Annotated in this window: 19 protein-coding genes; 8 read left to right on the forward strand and 11 right to left on the reverse strand. The window is 52.2% G+C overall.

The window, feature by feature from the left end; genetic code table 11:
- Positions 1-93: 93 nt before the first annotated feature.
- The 3 genes from BN874_RS21960 to BN874_RS00175 are packed head-to-tail and all read left to right on the forward strand — an operon-like array spanning position 94 to position 2,160.
- Positions 94-1,047, forward strand: a complete 954-nt coding sequence (locus tag BN874_RS21960; protein ID WP_051497226.1) for a glycosyltransferase family 2 protein — start codon at positions 94-96, stop codon at positions 1,045-1,047.
- Entirely contained in the window at positions 1,044-1,703 is a 660-nt protein-coding gene (locus BN874_RS21965; protein WP_051497227.1) for a tetratricopeptide repeat protein, read from the forward strand. The genes BN874_RS21960 and BN874_RS21965 overlap by 4 nt, the downstream gene beginning before the upstream one ends.
- Positions 1,704-1,731: 28 nt before the next feature.
- The gene (locus tag BN874_RS00175; RefSeq protein ID WP_034429970.1) at positions 1,732-2,160 is read left to right on the forward strand and encodes a DUF29 domain-containing protein; all 429 of its coding nucleotides are present in this window, start codon (positions 1,732-1,734) and stop codon (positions 2,158-2,160) included.
- Between the two features lies 1 nt (position 2,161).
- On the opposite strand, the gene BN874_RS00180 is transcribed toward BN874_RS00175, so the two are convergent.
- From BN874_RS00180 to BN874_RS00205, 6 genes are all read right to left on the reverse strand, one after another.
- Positions 2,162-3,157 carry a polysaccharide deacetylase family protein gene (locus BN874_RS00180; RefSeq protein WP_051497232.1) on the reverse strand — a complete coding sequence of 332 codons (996 nt, stop codon included), beginning with the start codon at positions 3,155-3,157 and terminating at the stop codon, positions 2,162-2,164.
- Between the two features lie 13 nt (positions 3,158-3,170).
- A complete protein-coding gene (locus BN874_RS00185) occupies positions 3,171-4,523 on the reverse strand; it encodes a putative O-glycosylation ligase, exosortase A system-associated (protein ID WP_051497228.1) in 1,353 nt (450 codons plus the stop codon).
- A gap of 151 nt (positions 4,524-4,674) precedes the next feature.
- Complete coding sequence (locus tag BN874_RS00190; protein WP_034429972.1) at positions 4,675-6,033, reverse strand: phenylacetate--CoA ligase family protein; 1,359 nt, start codon at positions 6,031-6,033, stop codon at positions 4,675-4,677.
- Entirely contained in the window at positions 6,033-6,392 is a 360-nt protein-coding gene (locus BN874_RS00195; protein ID WP_230314280.1) for an addiction module antidote protein, read from the reverse strand. The genes BN874_RS00190 and BN874_RS00195 overlap by 1 nt, the downstream gene beginning before the upstream one ends.
- A 115-nt stretch (positions 6,393-6,507) precedes the next feature.
- The gene (locus BN874_RS00200; protein ID WP_034429974.1) at positions 6,508-7,617 is read right to left on the reverse strand and encodes a glycosyltransferase family 4 protein; all 1,110 of its coding nucleotides are present in this window, start codon (positions 7,615-7,617) and stop codon (positions 6,508-6,510) included.
- Positions 7,617-8,699 (reverse strand): Rpn family recombination-promoting nuclease/putative transposase, encoded by a 1,083-nt coding sequence (locus tag BN874_RS00205; RefSeq protein ID WP_051497229.1) that lies wholly within the window; start codon positions 8,697-8,699, stop codon positions 7,617-7,619. The genes BN874_RS00200 and BN874_RS00205 overlap by 1 nt, the downstream gene beginning before the upstream one ends.
- 74 nt (positions 8,700-8,773) lie before the next feature.
- Here BN874_RS00205 and BN874_RS00210 point away from each other — a divergent pair, with 74 nt between their 5' ends.
- The 5 genes from BN874_RS00210 (at position 8,774) to BN874_RS00230 (ending at position 12,303) form a co-directional block, all read left to right on the forward strand.
- Positions 8,774-9,004 (forward strand): AbrB/MazE/SpoVT family DNA-binding domain-containing protein, encoded by a 231-nt coding sequence (locus BN874_RS00210; protein ID WP_034429975.1) that lies wholly within the window; start codon positions 8,774-8,776, stop codon positions 9,002-9,004.
- Entirely contained in the window at positions 8,895-9,326 is a 432-nt protein-coding gene (locus BN874_RS00215; RefSeq protein WP_420886092.1) for a type II toxin-antitoxin system PemK/MazF family toxin, read from the forward strand. Before BN874_RS00210 ends, BN874_RS00215 begins: the two co-directional genes overlap by 110 nt.
- A gap of 37 nt (positions 9,327-9,363) precedes the next feature.
- Positions 9,364-11,220: an asparagine synthetase B family protein gene (locus tag BN874_RS00220; protein WP_154724679.1), complete on the forward strand. Its 1,857-nt coding sequence runs from the start codon at positions 9,364-9,366 to the stop codon at positions 11,218-11,220.
- 295 nt (positions 11,221-11,515) lie between these two features.
- Entirely contained in the window at positions 11,516-11,833 is a 318-nt protein-coding gene (locus tag BN874_RS00225) for a nucleotidyltransferase domain-containing protein (RefSeq protein ID WP_034429978.1), read from the forward strand.
- Positions 11,830-12,303, forward strand: coding sequence for a hypothetical protein (locus BN874_RS00230; protein WP_034429980.1), 474 nt, complete (start codon positions 11,830-11,832; stop codon positions 12,301-12,303). Before BN874_RS00225 ends, BN874_RS00230 begins: the two co-directional genes overlap by 4 nt.
- 134 nt (positions 12,304-12,437) lie before the next feature.
- Here BN874_RS00230 and BN874_RS00235 read toward each other — a convergent pair whose 3' ends face one another.
- From BN874_RS00235 to BN874_RS00255, 5 genes are all read right to left on the reverse strand, one after another.
- Positions 12,438-13,700 carry a TIGR04063 family PEP-CTERM/XrtA system glycosyltransferase gene (locus BN874_RS00235; RefSeq protein WP_034429982.1) on the reverse strand — a complete coding sequence of 421 codons (1,263 nt, stop codon included), beginning with the start codon at positions 13,698-13,700 and terminating at the stop codon, positions 12,438-12,440.
- Positions 13,678-14,661, reverse strand: coding sequence for a glycosyltransferase family 2 protein (locus BN874_RS00240; protein ID WP_034429984.1), 984 nt, complete (start codon positions 14,659-14,661; stop codon positions 13,678-13,680). Before BN874_RS00240 ends, BN874_RS00235 begins: the two co-directional genes overlap by 23 nt.
- Before the next feature lie 32 nt (positions 14,662-14,693).
- Positions 14,694-15,032: a DMT family transporter gene (locus BN874_RS00245; RefSeq protein WP_034429986.1), complete on the reverse strand. Its 339-nt coding sequence runs from the start codon at positions 15,030-15,032 to the stop codon at positions 14,694-14,696.
- 18 nt (positions 15,033-15,050) lie between these two features.
- Positions 15,051-15,794, reverse strand: coding sequence for a class I SAM-dependent methyltransferase (locus tag BN874_RS00250; RefSeq protein ID WP_034429990.1), 744 nt, complete (start codon positions 15,792-15,794; stop codon positions 15,051-15,053).
- Between the two features lie 260 nt (positions 15,795-16,054).
- Entirely contained in the window at positions 16,055-16,705 is a 651-nt protein-coding gene (locus tag BN874_RS00255; RefSeq protein ID WP_034429992.1) for a hypothetical protein, read from the reverse strand.
- Positions 16,706-16,746 lie beyond the last annotated feature (41 nt).

The raw sequence follows: 16,746 nt of genomic DNA on the forward strand, positions 1-16,746 counted from the left end.
GCCTGAGCAATTGACAAATCAGACGTTTGTTCATAATATTTTCTCCAGTTAACAAAATTTAGATAATTAAAATCATAAATCTAAGGGATCTTTATGCTTGTCTCCACCATCATCCCAGCATTCAATGCCGAACATTATATTGCAAAAGCTCTTCGTTCTGCCCTGGATCAGCAAATCGAACAACAAATTATTGTCATCGACGACGGCTCAACCGACGACACCGCCGCCGTGGTGGGCCGTTTCGGTGACGCCGTTGAACTGATCCGCACCCCGAATCGCGGTGTATCCGCCGCCCGCAACGAAGGCATCCGGCGTGCACACGGCGAATTTATCTGCTTTCTTGATGCTGACGATGAATGGCTACCGGAAAAATTGACGCAACAACTCGAACTGTTTGCACAATATCCCGAATTAGGAACGGCCATCACGGATGAAATGCATGTTGACAGTCATGGGCAAATTGTTCGTCCTTCGTTTCTCGCCACCAAAAAATTCCATGCAGAACTGCCTGCTAGAGCTGCTTTACTCAACAAACCGATTACATGGCTGATTATGGAATCATTCTTCCCTACATCCAGTGTCATGACCCGGCGAAACGTAATAGAAAAAGCAGGCAAATTTGACGAAACACTATCCATTATAGAAGACCGCGATCTTTGGATTCGACTTGCACTGACTGCGCCAGTGGGCCTAGCGCCAAATATCTTGGTGCGTTACCTCACTAATCAAGCAGCCAGTCTTTCGTGCGTCAGTCAAAAACGCTGGGCACAGGCTCTGTTCAAAGTACTCAGTCGTCACCAAAAAGCCCTGCTCAATAAACTGCACCAAGAAGGCAGTAGCAATCATATTCTTTCAGAACAATTCATTCGAATTGGTGATGTCTTCTGGTACGAAAATGATTTTTCTCAAGCCCAAAAAGCCTACTTTAAAGCAATCAGCTTAGGAAATGTAAAACCTGCTTTTAAATTCATTTGTTGTATGACAGGTACTGCTAGTATGGGCAGGCACTTAAAGTCCATGATTAGAAACGCAAAGGATCAAATATGAATGGCTATATCCACGCCCACTTGATCGTCCAGATTTTAATTACCTTATGGGTCTGCTCTTTTACCCCTGTCAGCTTTGCTCAAGACAAGGACTGTCCCGAAGCCAGAGGCGTTTTTGGCAAACCGCTTGACTATAACGATCCCGCTATTCGCAAACCACACGGAGAATACGGCGGAAAAACCTATCTAAGTATGGTTGAAAATGTACACTTCACTAGCAACGTAGAATCACTCAAGTCTGGTCAAACCAGTGGGGCTGATCCAATGGGCGACATCGCCTACACCCTCAATGCTTTTCCCAATCACCATCGTGCATTGTGGTCGGTCTCACGGTTACAATTCAAACAAGGGAAACCCACTAAGCCCTCCGCTGAATGCCTGCTCGAACGCGCCATTCGCTTCAGCCCAAAGGATGTTGCTGTTCGGGTCATTTATGGCGCTCATCTCCACAAAGCTGGGAAATTAAACGAGGCATTACAGCAATACTTGGCAGCCGAAAAAATCAACCCCAAATGGGCCGAATTACACAATAACATAGGCCTGCTATATTTTGATCTCAAACAATACGCCCAAGCCAAACAACACGCCCAACTGGCTTATCAGTTAGGGTACCCATTGCCAGGGCTACGCAACAAACTCAAACGGGTTGGACAGTAGCCATAGCAATTGCATTAGGAGTAAAACAATGACTACTGCCTATGAACAGGACTATCACGCTTGGGCGCAACACAGCGCCCAACTGATTCGTCAGGGGCGGTTTGCGGAAATCGACGCCGAGTATGTTGCCGAGGAGCTGGAGGACATGGGTGCCAGCAAAGAACGGGAATTGGAAAACCGGCTCGGCATCCTGTTGGCACACCTCCTGAAGTGGTGCTTTCAACCTGGGCGGCGCAGCAACAGTTGGCGATTGACGATTAAGGAACAGCGCCAGCGGATTGCACGATTGCTCCGTAAAAACCCCAGCCTCAAAGCCAGTCTCAGTGAAACTTACCGCGACGCTTATAGCGACGCAGTTTTGATGGCAGCCCGGGAAACCGGACTCTCCGAAGCGACTTTTCCCCAGGAAAATCCTTTCAACTGGGAACAAACTTCCGGCGATTATTGGCCTGAATAATTCACGCCACCGGATAGGTTATCGTCCGGCGACTGAGAATCAGCCGCAGCCCAAACAGCCATAGCGATTTATCCCACGGGGTGAAACGCGGCAACTGAAAAAAATCACTCTCGGCCGTCGCTGCACCCCAACTGGTGCTGAATGCCGCCTCGAAACCTAGAGACTGTACCAACTCAACATGGTGGGCGTCATAATCATAGTGGGGAATACCATTAGGAAAGGCAAAAAATCGCACCGGCGCATCAATGATCCGTTGCAAATCTTCCCGCCCATCCACAATCTCCGCCCGCGCCGCCTCCAGCGTAATCTGCTTCAGAATGGGATGCGTCCGCGTATGACCCCCAATCTCCATACCGGCCTGATACAACTGGCGCACCTGAGCATCCGTCATCATCAAGTCGGTTGGCAATCCACCCGGCAACCGTTGCTCCATATCCCGCAAACAGGCGGCTCGGAGCGACGGTTCGAGCGCTTTGCTCTGCCTCAACAAGGGTCCCAATGCCCGCCGCCGCGACTCCAACGTCCGCACGTCAATTACCCCAAGACCCAACGGTGAAAAATCCAGAGTTTCACCTGGCCAACGGCGCACGATCTCAATGAGATCGTCATTCCACATTCGCCCACCATTCAGATACCCGCTGGCGATAAAAAATGTCGCTTTTAACCCCTGTTCCTGTAGCAGCGGCAATACCACCGTCGCATTGTCACGGTAGCCATCATCGAAGGTGATGGTGACGGTCTTGGGGGGTAAAGTGCCATCGCGCAACTGCCTCAACCCTTCGACCAGCGGCAACACCCGAAAGTACTTGCACAATAGCCGTAGCCGAGCACGGAACTGCTCGATAGTCATTTCATCCGGAATCAGCGGATCTGGTGCGGGTAGCACCCGATGGAAAATGAGCACCGACAAGTAATTACGCTTCCAACTTCCCGAAATGGCAGCGCGACTCGCCGCCAATAGCGTACGGAGAACTGGAGTAATTCTTTTCTCGGTCATAAACAGCATCTAATCATTTAGGCGGAAGCGCGATGGGCGTCCGCACCGGTCGAGAAGTCATCAGCGGATTGCGCACGATCCTGGAGAATCCAGTCGTGGGCTGTTGGGTCTTGGTTTCCATTGCCAACCGTTGCGCCGCTACTATCACCACCATCATATAATACGGCAAATCAAAATAGGCCAGATTCAAAAATGCCCCGCCCACAAAATAACCGATCAATCCCACTCGAATCATGCGGCTGAGTTCTCCAATCCATTGCAGGGACGGCTCGCCAAGGCTCAGGCTACCGGCACTCCTAGCGGTGCGGAAAGTGAACCACCAAAATAACAGAAACAGGCTAAGCCCTATAAAACCATGCGAACCTAACACCTGAAAGTAGATACTATGCGCCACTAGCCGCAAGGAGGGATTAGGCGCGTAAATATTGTAGATCAAGTCGCTTTCCGTGATAAAACCTGCACCGAAAAACCGATCCTTGGCAATATTGATGGCCATCGTCCAAGCATTGATCCGGCCCATGGCTGAAGCATCTTCCTGGTAGCTGCCTATCGTCTCCATCCGGGAAAACCATTCTGTCGGCATGAATAACATCATGAGTGGCAACACCATCAACAGTGCCACACCAAGCACTGCTTTATTCTTGCTGCGCCACCAGAGCATCAGCGTCATTGCTATCATAGCGAGCAACGCTCCGCGTGAATGACTGCCCAAAGCAGAAAATGCACTCAACGCCATCATGGCGTATAAACCACGCCTGACCCAAGTGCTGTACTTACCAAACCATTGCCTGTTATCTTGGCAGGCAAGATAATACATCAGAGGAATAGTCGTAATCAACGCCAAAGCCAGTTCATTGTTGCCCTCAATATAGGAAGAGGGCGGTCCCCAAACCCGATACGCACCACCCGACAGGATGGTGAAAATGCCACCTTTAGTTCCAAAGTAACCGAGCGAAAGTACTACGATCCAGACCAGCAGATTGATTTGCTCCCGGGTTCGAATAATCGCCATGGCTACCAGTGTCATAACCAAGATTTTGAGAATCTTGACGTACATTTCCATGCTCTCTGCCGGTAGTATGGCAGCGAGTGTTGTAGCGCCCATCCAAGTGATAAAAAAAATAAGTATCATACTTGGGGCTACTACCGGAAACCGCAGTCGGTCGCGTGAGAAGATCATGCCGGTAAAAGTAGCCAGCGCTGCCATCTGTGCAAAAGGCAGATCATAGGCAAACCCCCAGCCGAGGCGGTGGGGATTCATCAGGCTAATCCATATCCAGGTCAAGATGCCTACATAAGGGCGTTTCAACGCCCATATACATCCGACGATGGCTATAATCAAAACTGTGATATCGCGTAATGGCATCTGAGAAATCCACTGATTTATGCTACATACAACCTATAAGGTTATACTGAGAACTTTCAGCTACATCACTTGGGTTGGGTGGAGCTTCAATGTTGGATTATTCAAAACCCATGGCTATCGAAATGAGTAGAATACCGATTGCCATATTGGCTCAACTCACTATTCGACTCACTACGTACCGATACTTACCCGACTTCTCCGCTGGAATCTCGCTAACCTGCTCCACCTGCACCTCAACATTCTGTCCAAGCCGCTGTTTGAAACCCTGCACGATGCGTTGCTCCTGCGCGGGGTCAAAATTCGTGTTGAATACCACCTGCACCACAGTCCGCTCCAACGATTCCTGCACAATCTTGAAAGCCTCAACCCCCGGCAAATCCCGCAAGATATAAACCAATGCCAGCCCGTGCATTACGGTTCCATCCGCCGCGACTACAAAGTCGGTAGTCCGTCCCTGAATCTCGCGCAACAACGGCAAACCCCGCCCACAGGAACACGGTTGGTCGTCCAATACGGCAATATCCCCGGTACGATACCGAATAAAAGGAAAATCGCCCGTTGCCAGATGAGTTACCACAATTTCACCCGCCTCACCCGGCGGCAACACCGTGCCATCAGCACCGACAATCTCAACGATCATGTCCTCGGCGGTAATGTGCATTCCACCCGCTGGGCATTCATGGGCAATAAACCCGGCATCGCGCCCGCCATAGCCATTTGCGACTCGACAACCAAAAATCTCAGCGATAGCGGCTTTTTGATCGTCATACAGCCGTTCCGAAGTGACAAAAGCCACTCGAATCCCTAAATCATCCATTCGTTGTCCACGTTTGCGGGCATGTTTGGCAATAAAGCTCAAGGCTGAGGGATAACCAAACAACATCGATGGCCGACGAGCGCGGATTCGGGCAATAAAATAATCCAGTTTGGCCTCTGACATTTCAAACGCCGGTAACAACTCGGTACGTAATAGTTGGTCACGGAGCGCTTTAACGCGATCCTGCCGGGTCAACTCAATGGGCGAACCCCACACCACGATCTCCGGGTCACCAATATCTACCCCCCACCAGCGGGTCGCCCGCCACTTGGCAGCTACATCGTGACTTACCCGTTCCTTGCCGATAAAGAAAATCAGCGGTTGGCCACTGGAACCCCCGGTATTGAACCGCGCCAAACCCCGTGCATCCTCAGCTTTGAACTCATCGAGTTGGACGCGAATCAGTTCTTTAGTCAAAAAGGGCAGTTTTTGCAAAGCAGATAAATCGGTTACTGCCGTCGGATCAAACCCTGTTTCTGCAAATAAACGGCGGTAATAAGGCACCTTGGTTCCGGCGCGAATCAGCAGCTTCCGCAATGATTGCAACTGCCCGTCACGCAGTCGCTCCACATCCCACCATTGGCTCGCTTCCAAAAGCCGATGAGCCCGCACGGTATCATGGCCTTTCAGGTACTCATGAAATGGAAAGAGAACGCCAGCAATGAACTGAGTCTGAAGTTGAAATGTTTTCATCAACCCGCCTGGCTATGTAATTGGAGTCCAAGTGCCCGCATCGCTTTGAGTACCGTACTCAATCGGGGGTCATCCTCCGTAGTCAAAATATCATGCAGATTTTGGTGCCCTGAATCGGTTTGCAAAGGGGTTCCCCCCATGCCTTTAGCGCGAGCGATATCATCCAGAACTGCGGTGATCAGCGCAGCATCGCCATCTTCAAGCGCGGCATCCAGGTAAAAAGCCATATCCGATTCATTTTCAAGATGTTCTGCCGCATCCCACCGGCGGAGTTCAAGTTTACTCATTGCTCGCGCTGGTCGATCCCACAGCCGGTCAAACCAGTCAACAAACTCATCAGTCTGACGAATTTCGATCAATGATCCTCCTTAAAAACCGGCGAACCCACACGGTATCATATCCTTTCAAGCGTTCATGGAGTGGAAAGAGAACGCTTTCTACTAGCTTGGTATAAAAATTATCACTATTCACTTTTCAGTCCTGTTTTCTACTTTTACCCTGTAACACACCGGCGTAAGCTGAAAACCATTGTTCCTGCACTTTCGACCAAGCGTAATTCTGCACAAGCGCTAACCCGTTTAGCCGCAAACTTGCTGCCAAAACGGGATCTCTCAGTATTCGCGTTGCCGCCTTCGCCATTGCCTCGGCATCACCCGGATCAACCAACAGGGCAGTTTGACCCTCCTCAACCAGACAAGGAATTCCACCGACGTTGGTACTTACAATCGGCACTCCACAAGCCAATGCTTCAAGTAACGAAATCGGCATATTATCTGCCAAGCTGGGATTGAGCAACAAATCCACGCTGCGATATAACTCAGCCATTTGTGCATTATCCAGCCGTCCAGTAAAAGTCACGGACTTAGCAATCCCAAGCCTATCGGCCAGCTTTCCCAACTCGAAACATAAAGGCCCGGAGCCTGCCACACTCAACTTTGCACTTGGAAAATTCTTTTTCAGTAAAACAAAAGCCATCAAAGCAGTAGCAATATCATAAATAGGCTCCAGATTGCGCGCCACCAGCAAGTGTAATTCCCGATCATGCTGAACTTCACTAGGATAAAAATGCTGTAGATCAATAATATTAGGTACAATCTTGGTTTTTATCTCACGCCGGGCAAAAATAGCTTCCAGAAAACCGGAGGGAACTACTACTAGATCCGCTTTAACAATAGTAGGTCGAACCCAACGCCAAGCACGGCTAAAAAAAAATTCTGCTTCTCCACCGTGATAATTGATGACTACTGGTACTCCTCGCAGCCATCCTATCCAAACTACCGGAGTTACGAATAAATGCCATGACCAGCCAGAATTCGCCATAACATGCATCAAGTCTACTCGCCCCGCTACTTGCCACAACTTTAATAGATAAGGTGCTAGACGGAATACAGCACGAATGATTGGAACCTGACTGATCCAAATGGGGCGATAGGGTAAATTAACCTGCACTAATTCAACATGCAGCCCTGACTCTTGGAGTAAGCGGGCTAATTGTCGAGTTTGATTTGCCATACCGCCTGAAGGAGGGGGCAAGGGACCTACTAGGGCGATAGGCAGATGATTGAATACCGGGTTGTCTGCCATCACATCCCCGCTATTTCACCCAGCCGCACCAGCCAAACCGCGCCATCCGGGCACTCCAGCAGCAGTTCCCCCAATGCCTCAAACTGCTCTGATTGCTGAATCCGCGCCAGCAATGGCGTACTTGGTTCCGCCACTGGAGCGCCAAACCGTTTGTGGATTTGGCGCAGTAACAACCGGCGTTCCGCTTCCAAGCCCTGTTGCAAGCCCTGTTGCAAGCCCTGTTGCAAGCCTTGTTGCAAACCCTGTTGCAAACCCTGTTGCAAGCCCTGTTGCAAACCCTGTTGCAAACCCTGTTGCAAGCCATCCTGCTTCCATTGTTCGGTCCACTCCACCACTCGTTCCGCTAACATCGCCCGCATCTCCTCTAAATCATGCAATTCTGGTAACTCGACTCCCGGCAGCCGAGTCTTGAGAAACACCTGCTTGAGCCAGATTAAAAAAGCCTGTCGCAACAAGTGCTGTTCCGGGGCGCGCAGCCAGTCGGCTAATGCCACTAATACTTCCTGCACCTGCGTCGGGCCACGACTCTGCTCCAATCGGAACAGCGCCGCCACCAGATTGCGTTGCGTCGCTAAATACGCATCGGCATAGGCACTCTCATCGATCAACAAATAGCGCAGTTGCGGACGGTAACTGATCAGTGCGGCGGGACCGTCCCCCATTAGTCCAGCTATCTCGGTAGGTGCTGTCCAGCGCACCCGGCCATTGTACAGCACTACCGGCAATACCGGCGGCAATACCGGCGGCAATGTTCCATTTGGAGCCAGTTGCCGGGTCTGGATTAAATCCTGATAAAACAATCCCAGGTAGCTTAACAACCGCACCGCCATGTAACGCTGCACACTGGATTGAAATTCCAGCAGAATGTAGATGTACAGCCAGTCCGATCCCCAACGCAGCCGCCAGATGACATCATTACGCCGCTCCTGTAACCCATCGCTGACGAACACTGTCGGATACTTTTCCAGAGTGCTGAAGTCGAGTTCAGCAATCCACGGCTCGGGCACAAAGCCGCACAACAAATCCCGAATCATTTCGGGATGGGAGAACAACCGCTTATGTCCGTGATCGTGATCCGTCATTACCTTCGTTGCCACTCAAGCGCAGTCTTATAGTAAGATAGTAAGGAAGTCATTTACCCTTACCGGAAACCACTATGACGGCTATTGCTAAAATCACCGCCAAGGGTCAAACCACAGTCCCACGGGAGATCCGCGCCTTCCTGCAGATCCAGCCGGGCGATTTGATCGCCTGGGAGGTCGACGGTGATGATCGCGTTGCAGTTCGTCGAGTACAACCTCTTGATCTGGCTTATCTTCAAGCCGTTCAGGCTACGCTGGGCGAGTGGGCGTCCGCTGGAGACGAGGACGCTTATCGTGATCTTTGATCGTTTCGACGTGGTGCGCGTACCCTTTCCCTTCACTGATCAGCCGGCGCACAAACATCGACCGGCACTGATCCTCTCGCCCGCCGCCTTTAATCAACCCGCCGGACATAGCGTCATGGCAATGATCACCTCGGCGCAGCATTCCGCTTGGCCCCTGGACAGCGTTATCACCGACCTTGCTACAGCGGGTTTGCCTGCGCCATCCATTGTGCGCTTCAAACTTTTTACTCTCGATCATCGCCTCGTACTCGGTGTGCTCGGCCACCTGGCCCACACGGATCAGAACCGTATTCGCGCGGCGCTCACCTGCTTGTTGGCCTGAAACAGGTCGATGATCCAAACTGAATCCCTATCGCATCATGCCCACAATCTCACCAAACCTGAATGTCAATTCCATGACCGGCCTGACCGGCTGGTTCAACCCATCGGCGGACGTCGCTACGCTATCTCAAGCTCAAGACGCACTGGTCACCGCCCTTCACAATCCCAGAAGCCTCGTAGCGGAAGGCGCCTGCTGCGCCACGGCCGGCGGCGGAATACTAGAAAATGAGGGACTCATCGTCGCCATCACAGGGCGGGCGCGTTGCGCCGGCATCGGCGACCATTGCATGGACGCCCTCCTGCGCACGTTGGCCGCCGATTATCGAACCCTTGGAAGCCACGTCCTGCAAAAACTCTCCGGCCCGTTTGCTCTGGCGATCCTGGATCGCGTCAATCGCACTGCCCTGCTCGCCATCGACCGCATCGGTATTCAACAGCTTTACTACGCGCCGCAACCGGACAGCCTGTTCTTCTCCTCCACGCCCGCTATTCTAACGCGCCTCGGCGGCTTCGATACCAGCATAGACCCGCAGGCGATCTACGACTACCTGTACTGCCATATTATTCCCAGCCCGCGAACGGTGTTCCGGGGCTTGCGCAAACTCCCGGCCAGTCATTTTCTCGAATGGCGTAACGGCGCTGTCCGCGTTGAACCCTACTGGCTGCCCCAGTTCAGTGAAGCCGGGATTGACCCCGCCGCCACCGGACGCGAGATGCTGGATCTCATTGAAACCGCCGTCCGCCGTGAAACCAACTCGGCTGAGGGAGCAACCGTCGGCGCATTCCTGAGCGGCGGCATTGACAGTTCCACCTTGGCCGGGATGCTGGCTCGCGCTACGACAACCGCCGACACCTACTCCATCGGTTTCGCGGTGCCTGGCTACGATGAAATGGAGTACGCCCGTACTGCGGTGCGCCATTTTCACACTACCGCCCACGAATACTATGTGACGCCCGATGATGTCGCCACCTGGCTGCCCCAACTCGCCGCCGCGACTGACGAACCCTTCGGTAATTCTTCACTGCTGCCGGCCTTCTGCTGTGCCCGCTTCGCCCGGGAACAGGGCGCCACGCTGCTGCTGGGCGGCGACGGCGGCGACGAACTGTTCGCCGGCAACGAACGCTATGCCAAACAGCGGATTTTCGAGCATTTCAATCGGCTGCCGTACCCGCTACAAACCCTGATTGCCGCCATTGCAAAACCGCTGGCGGGGATACCGCTGGCGGGTAAGGCGCATAGCTATGTCAGCCAGGCCCGGATTCCACTGCCGGATCGATTGGACACTTACGCCTTCCTGGAACGCCACGATCCGACTGAGGTATTCAGCCCGGACTTTTTAGCCCAGGTGAATACTGCGGAACCGTTGATGCTGAAGCGGGCGGCGTTCTCCGCGCCGCACCATGCGTCCCTGCTCAATCGGATGCTTTATCTGGACTGGCATTTCACCCTGCACGACAACGATCTGGTCAAGGTCAACACCGCTTGCCGGCTGGCGGGGATTGAGGTCGCCTATCCGCTGCTGGACGATGATCTGGTGGCGCTGTCCTGTCGCATTCCGTCAGCACAAAAACTGCGAGGTTCGACTCTGCGCTGGTTCTACAAGCAAGCAGTACGGGACTTTCTGCCCCATGCCATCCTCACCAAGAAAAAGCAGGGCTTCGGCCTGCCGTTTGGAATCTGGACCCGCTCTGAGCCGCGTCTGCTGGCAATCACCGACGACGCGCTGGAATCATTGAAGCAGCGCGGCTGGTTTCAACCGGCCTTTCTCGACCGGGTGCGCCAGCTTCATCGCCAGGCCCACGCCAGTTATTACGGGGAAATGGTCTGGATTCTGACGATGCTGGAGTTGTGGCTACGGGCCAATAGTCACGCTGCAATCAATCAGCGGGTTTAAGCTCATGAGCTTTCCCGCGCCCGCATCAACTAGTGTTTTCGAAGAACTCAGGACTTTCGCTTGCCGTCATTCCCGCGTCAGCGGGAATCCAGTAAGCCACTGAAAAAATTGGATACCCGCTTTCGCGGGTATGACGACTTTAAGGGGCTTGGCGAAAGTCTTACCGTCATTCCCGCGTCAGCGGGAATCCAGTAAGCCACTGAAAAAATTGGATACCCGCTTTCGCGGGTATGACGACTTTAAGGGGCTTGGCGAAAGTCCTGCTTTCAATTCTAAAGATCGAGGCAAACTCCCGATGAGATTGTGTCCCAACGAAATCGAGGCGATTGCACAGGCGGCTAAAGAAGCCTTTCCGCCGGGAACAGGCATTTTTCTATTCGGTTCTCGCCTGGATGATCAGGCGCGAGGCGGCGACATTGACCTGCTGGTGGAACCGCCAATGGCCTGGTCTCCCCGGCAAGTCGTCGACCGGCGAACCCGGTTTATTGCGACCTTGTACCGTCTGCTTGAAGAACAACGCATTGATGTGCTGATTGCGCCGGCAGACGCATCGGATCCTCGCGCCATCGTCGATCACGCCCGGAACCATCGTGTTGCCTTGGTGCAAATATGAATGCCGAAGACAAGCTGGCGGCTGCATTGTGGGAAGCGGATCGCCATCTGCAAACGCTCCAGGAGGCTTTGAAGGAATGGGAAGCCGACCCGGTAGCCGGATGGGAGGCGCTGGATGCCGACCGGCTAAAGGTTCGACTGGTGGATCAACTGCTGTTTCGTTTCACCAAGCTTCAGGATGCCTTGGGCGAACGGCTGATCCCCGGAACCTTGAACCTGCTGCAAGAACCGTTTGAACCATGGCCGATGCGCGACCGTCTCAATCGTTTGGAAAAGCTCGGGTTTTTAGACGTGAATCGGTGGTTGGCCTGGCGGGAAATTCGCAACCGGCTGGCCCACGAATACCCGGATCAGCCGGAGATGCGCTTCGCAGCGTTGCTGGCCGCCATCGATGCAGCCAGGAATTTGGCAGAACTGTATGAACGCTGGCGTCAGCAGATCCGGGAAAACCAGCGCTCCAATCCCTCTTAATAACCAGGATTTTCGCTTTCCGTCATTCCCGCGTCAGCGGGAATCCAATAACCTGTTGAAAAGGCTGGATACCCGTTTTCACGGGTATGACGACACAAGGTTTATTAGCGAAGGTTCTGATAACAATACAATACTCACGCGGTGCCCGCCAAAGCCTGATAAATCGGCGCATAGCGCTTCACGCTGGCTGTCCAATTCCGTTCGGTTTCCACAAAGCGCCGCCCATTCGCCTTGAGCAACGGCCCGCGTTCGGGTTGATCCAATAGGGCGAGGATCTTGGCGGCAAGGTCATCGGCATCGCCCGCGTGAAACAGCACCCCGGTTTCACCATCGCGGATCAATTCCCGGTGGCCACCCACATCAGAAGCGATAAACAATTGCCCTTGCGCCATCGCTTCCAACGGTTTCAACGGCGTCACCAGTTCAGTCAGCCGCATGGACAGCCGGGGATACACCAGCACGTCGATCAGATCGTAATAGCGGTTCACTTCAGCATGGGGCACCCGGCCGGTGAACACCACCTGATTCGCGATGCTTAAGCTCCGCGCCTGTGCCTTGAGCGCCTGTTCCTGCGGGCCGCCGCCGACCAGTAGCACTCGAATATCCGGCATTTGCGTCAGCAGCGCCGGCAGGGCGTCGAGCAGCAGCGCCAGTCCCTCATAGGCATAGAACGAACCGATAAAGCCCAACACTCGCGCCCCTCGCTCGCGCCCCTCGCCTCCGGGGGGAGAGGGGCTGGGGGAGAGGGGGCTGACCCATAAACCCAGTCGGGCTTTTAGCGCCAGATCCGGTTCGCCGCCCAGGCTGAACTGGCTGATGTCCACCGCATTAGGGATTACCGTCACTTTTTCCGCTGGAATGCCGCGACCGACGATATCGCTGCGCAAACCCTCACAGATACAGGTCACCGCATCAGCGCGTTTAAGCACATGAGTTTCCAGCGCCCGCGTCAGCCGGTAGCGCACACTGCCCTCGCGAGTTGTGCCGTGATCGACTGCGGCGTCTTCCCAAAATGCCCTTACTTCATAGACCAGCGGCAGGCGATAACGGCGGGCGACCGACAGCGCCGCCAAACCGTTCAGCGCCGGTGAGTGAGCGTGCAACACCTCGGGCTTTACCTGCTCGACGACTTCGGCCAACCGTCGAGTCAAACCTCGGACAATCGCTGCTTGATTCAGCACCGGCCATTGCGCCCACCGCGCTGTTGCAGGCGGGGTGCGAAAAAAGTGCAGACCGTCGGCGGTTTCTTCCGGCGCGGACGTTGCACCTTGTTTGGCACCGGTAATATGAAACGTCTCCCAGCCCAAGCGCCGCTGCTCGTGCAGAATAGCGGCGGTGCGAAAAGTGTAGCCGCTGTGCAGAGGCAGGGAATGGTCAAGAATGTGGAGGATGCGCATCTTTCATCGGCTCATTATTTTTATCAGGAATCTGCTGTTCAATGATAAACAAGGGACGCGCTTTCGTCTCCATATACGTCTTGGCGAGATACTCCCCAATCACGCCAATTCCGAGCAGTTGAATCCCCCCCATCAGGTAAATGGGTACTACGGTGGAGGCCCAGCCAGGCACCGCTTGATCTGAGAATAACCGAATCCCAATCGCCCAAACGGTGATTGACAGACTACCCAGAAAAATCATAAACCCGGCAACGGTGATCATCCGTAAGGGCACTGCCGAAAATGAGGTGATACCCTGCCACGCTAAAGAAAGCATTTTTCTCAGAGGATACTTCGATTCACCCGCGAATCGCTCTTTTCGTTGGTAATAAACAATCGATGAGGAAAACCCCAGCAGTGGAATAACCGCTCTCAGAAAAAGATTGACTTCGCGGAACTGCCGCAATGCTTCAATGGCCCGACGACTCAGCAGGCGATAATCGGCATGGTTAAAAACCACTTCAACCCCCATCATTACCAATAGCCGATAATAACCTTCTGCGGTCATCCGCTTAAAGCGGGTATCCCTATCGCGCTGCTTTCTAACTCCATAGACGATATCCTTGCCCACATTAAATTCTTCAACCATCTGTTCAATCGCATTCAGATCATCCTGCAAGTCCGCATCAATGCTGATCACCGCATCGCCTTCCGCGTGCAGTAATCCCGCCAGCAGCGCATTCTGATGCCCCCGATTGCGTGATAATTTAATCCCATGTACCCGACTATCTATGGCAACCTGCTGTGCAATTAAAGACCAGGTTCGATCCTGACTGCCATCATCCACTAAATAAACACGACTGGCCTCCGAGATAAGCTGCCTGTGCGCCAGATCATCCAAAAAAGAAAAAAGACGCTTGGTCATTTCCGGCAAAACAGCTTCTTCGTTGTAGCAGGGTACGACTATCGCAAGCACGATCATTGTTGTTTCCACTCCGAGCAGGAGGCTCAACCTTAACCATAATGGGTAATGAGATACAAACCGGCGAGAACAAACAGGATTCCAACCATGCCTCCAGCAGCAAGGCGTTCCCCTAACAGCATCACTCCCCCTAGATAAACTAGCACGAAACTGAGGGCTGTAAAGGCATAGACATTGACCAAACTCTCCTTGGATAAGGTATAGATCCAGATCAAGGTGCCAAATCCATAAAGAAGAATGCCAATCAGCAGTGGAACATTCAGGAATTCGGCCCAATGCTCACGCCCGCGAGCGCCGATCTTAAACAGGAGTTGACCCCCGGCGGCGGCGACAGCGGCCAAACTAAGCAGTAACACCGAAATCCGGTTCATAGAGCAGCCTCGATTGGGTCAACCGCGCCTTGCCCGTGATACGTAACTCTCCTTAATTTTGGCTAACTTTGTCATTACCGAGGCAGGAAGGAAACTGACCGCCCACTTGCGTAACCGGTAGGGCCATGGAGATAAATCACGCAACTTTTCTCCGTCAGGCACCCGGCAACGGGCTATTGCAGCCGGCAAGATAGCGATACACGCCGCAGAAACATATAGAAACGGGTTATAGCGATACCACAGTTCGATCTGATCATCGTTGATCAATAAGGGTCTTAAAAAATCGAACGGTATATAGCCATGACGAGCGAATTGTTGGCGCCAAAACGGGTAATCCTGTTCGTTGATATGATGATCGCCGCCTTGTCCCTTGGGGGCCGCCGAGAACAGCACGATATCGCCATGTTCGACCAGGCTATCTACCAGAATCGCAGCACTGGGTAGCGGCAGATGTTCAGCGACCTCAAGGCACTGAACCAGGTCGAACCGTCTTCCAAGGGTGAAACCGTGAGCAAGATCAGCCGGTTTGAACGAATCGGGTGGAATCAGCAGGCTGGTTTGGCTTACGTAATCACCATCAATGCCCATGATGTCGTTGACACCCAGTCGCTTCCACACCGACAGCCAAGCGCCTTGACCACAGCCTACATCCAAAATACTGCTGATAGCCCAGTGCTGTAGCAGATGCGGCAGTACCCGTTCTGCTGAACGCACTGCGCCAGAATTTACATAGTCGAAAAACGTAGCATCATAGGTTGTCATAAATCTTTCTCGCTAGAGATAGAACTCTGCTCAATTTTATGCTCTGGTGTGAGCGTCAAGATTGAGCAGAGAATAGAAATAATGAATCTTCGTGCGGCGAATAACTGTATATACTGACATGCAATCTTAGTATAGGTTTTTTGTCACTGGTTGGCACGGTAGGAAATAGAAAAACCTACAGCACTACAATTCCATGAATCAATATATTCTGTGAGATAGTAATGTATGAACAACTGTCTGTAAATAATATTTATCGTTGTTCAGTATTGCGCAGGAATTTTAGGTATTGATTGAAGGCAAAGAAAAAATGAGAGTACAGATATTGAAAAGGCGACTACGATAGTGATCTTCAGTGAAACACTTTGGTACGCACTCTTACCGATGATAACCAGTGCACCTCCAAGCGTCGGCAAGATAGCCAGCAAGTATCTACCTTGTGGTTGATAATCCCACAACCAGCTAAATAGTACCGATGCAGCGATGATAGTTATTATACCTACCATCATGACAAGCGGAATACCGTAGGGATTGGTATCTACCATGCGTCGATAAGCTAATATAAAGATTGAAGCAACAAGGAATAAAAAAGCCGTAGCGATAGCAGAAGAAACCAACTTATGCGGGTAAATATTCATGTATCCATAGACTCCGAAAAAACTCCTCATTGAACTTCCCAACCAGTTGCGTTCAGTGTAAAAAACTTTAAGGCTAATCCCTTGCTTTTTCATCATATAATCTTTACTTGAATTTCCGTCTATTATCGAACTCGGCTTGTATTTTTGAACGGCTGTGAGTTCAAAAATTTTGCGAATTTCTTCAGATCTTTTCTCTGAAAGAGGTAAGTCATTTTCCCGGTATTCATCTGCCATTTTTAGGCTAAATGTTATGACCGCACTAAATATAGCAATCATTTACAGGTTGTGGAATTTTTCAACACACCCTTCTGAAAAAT

The sequence above is a fragment of the Candidatus Contendobacter odensis Run_B_J11 genome (assembly GCF_000531125.1).
GTDB classification, from domain to species: domain Bacteria; phylum Pseudomonadota; class Gammaproteobacteria; order Competibacterales; family Competibacteraceae; genus Contendibacter; species Contendibacter odensensis.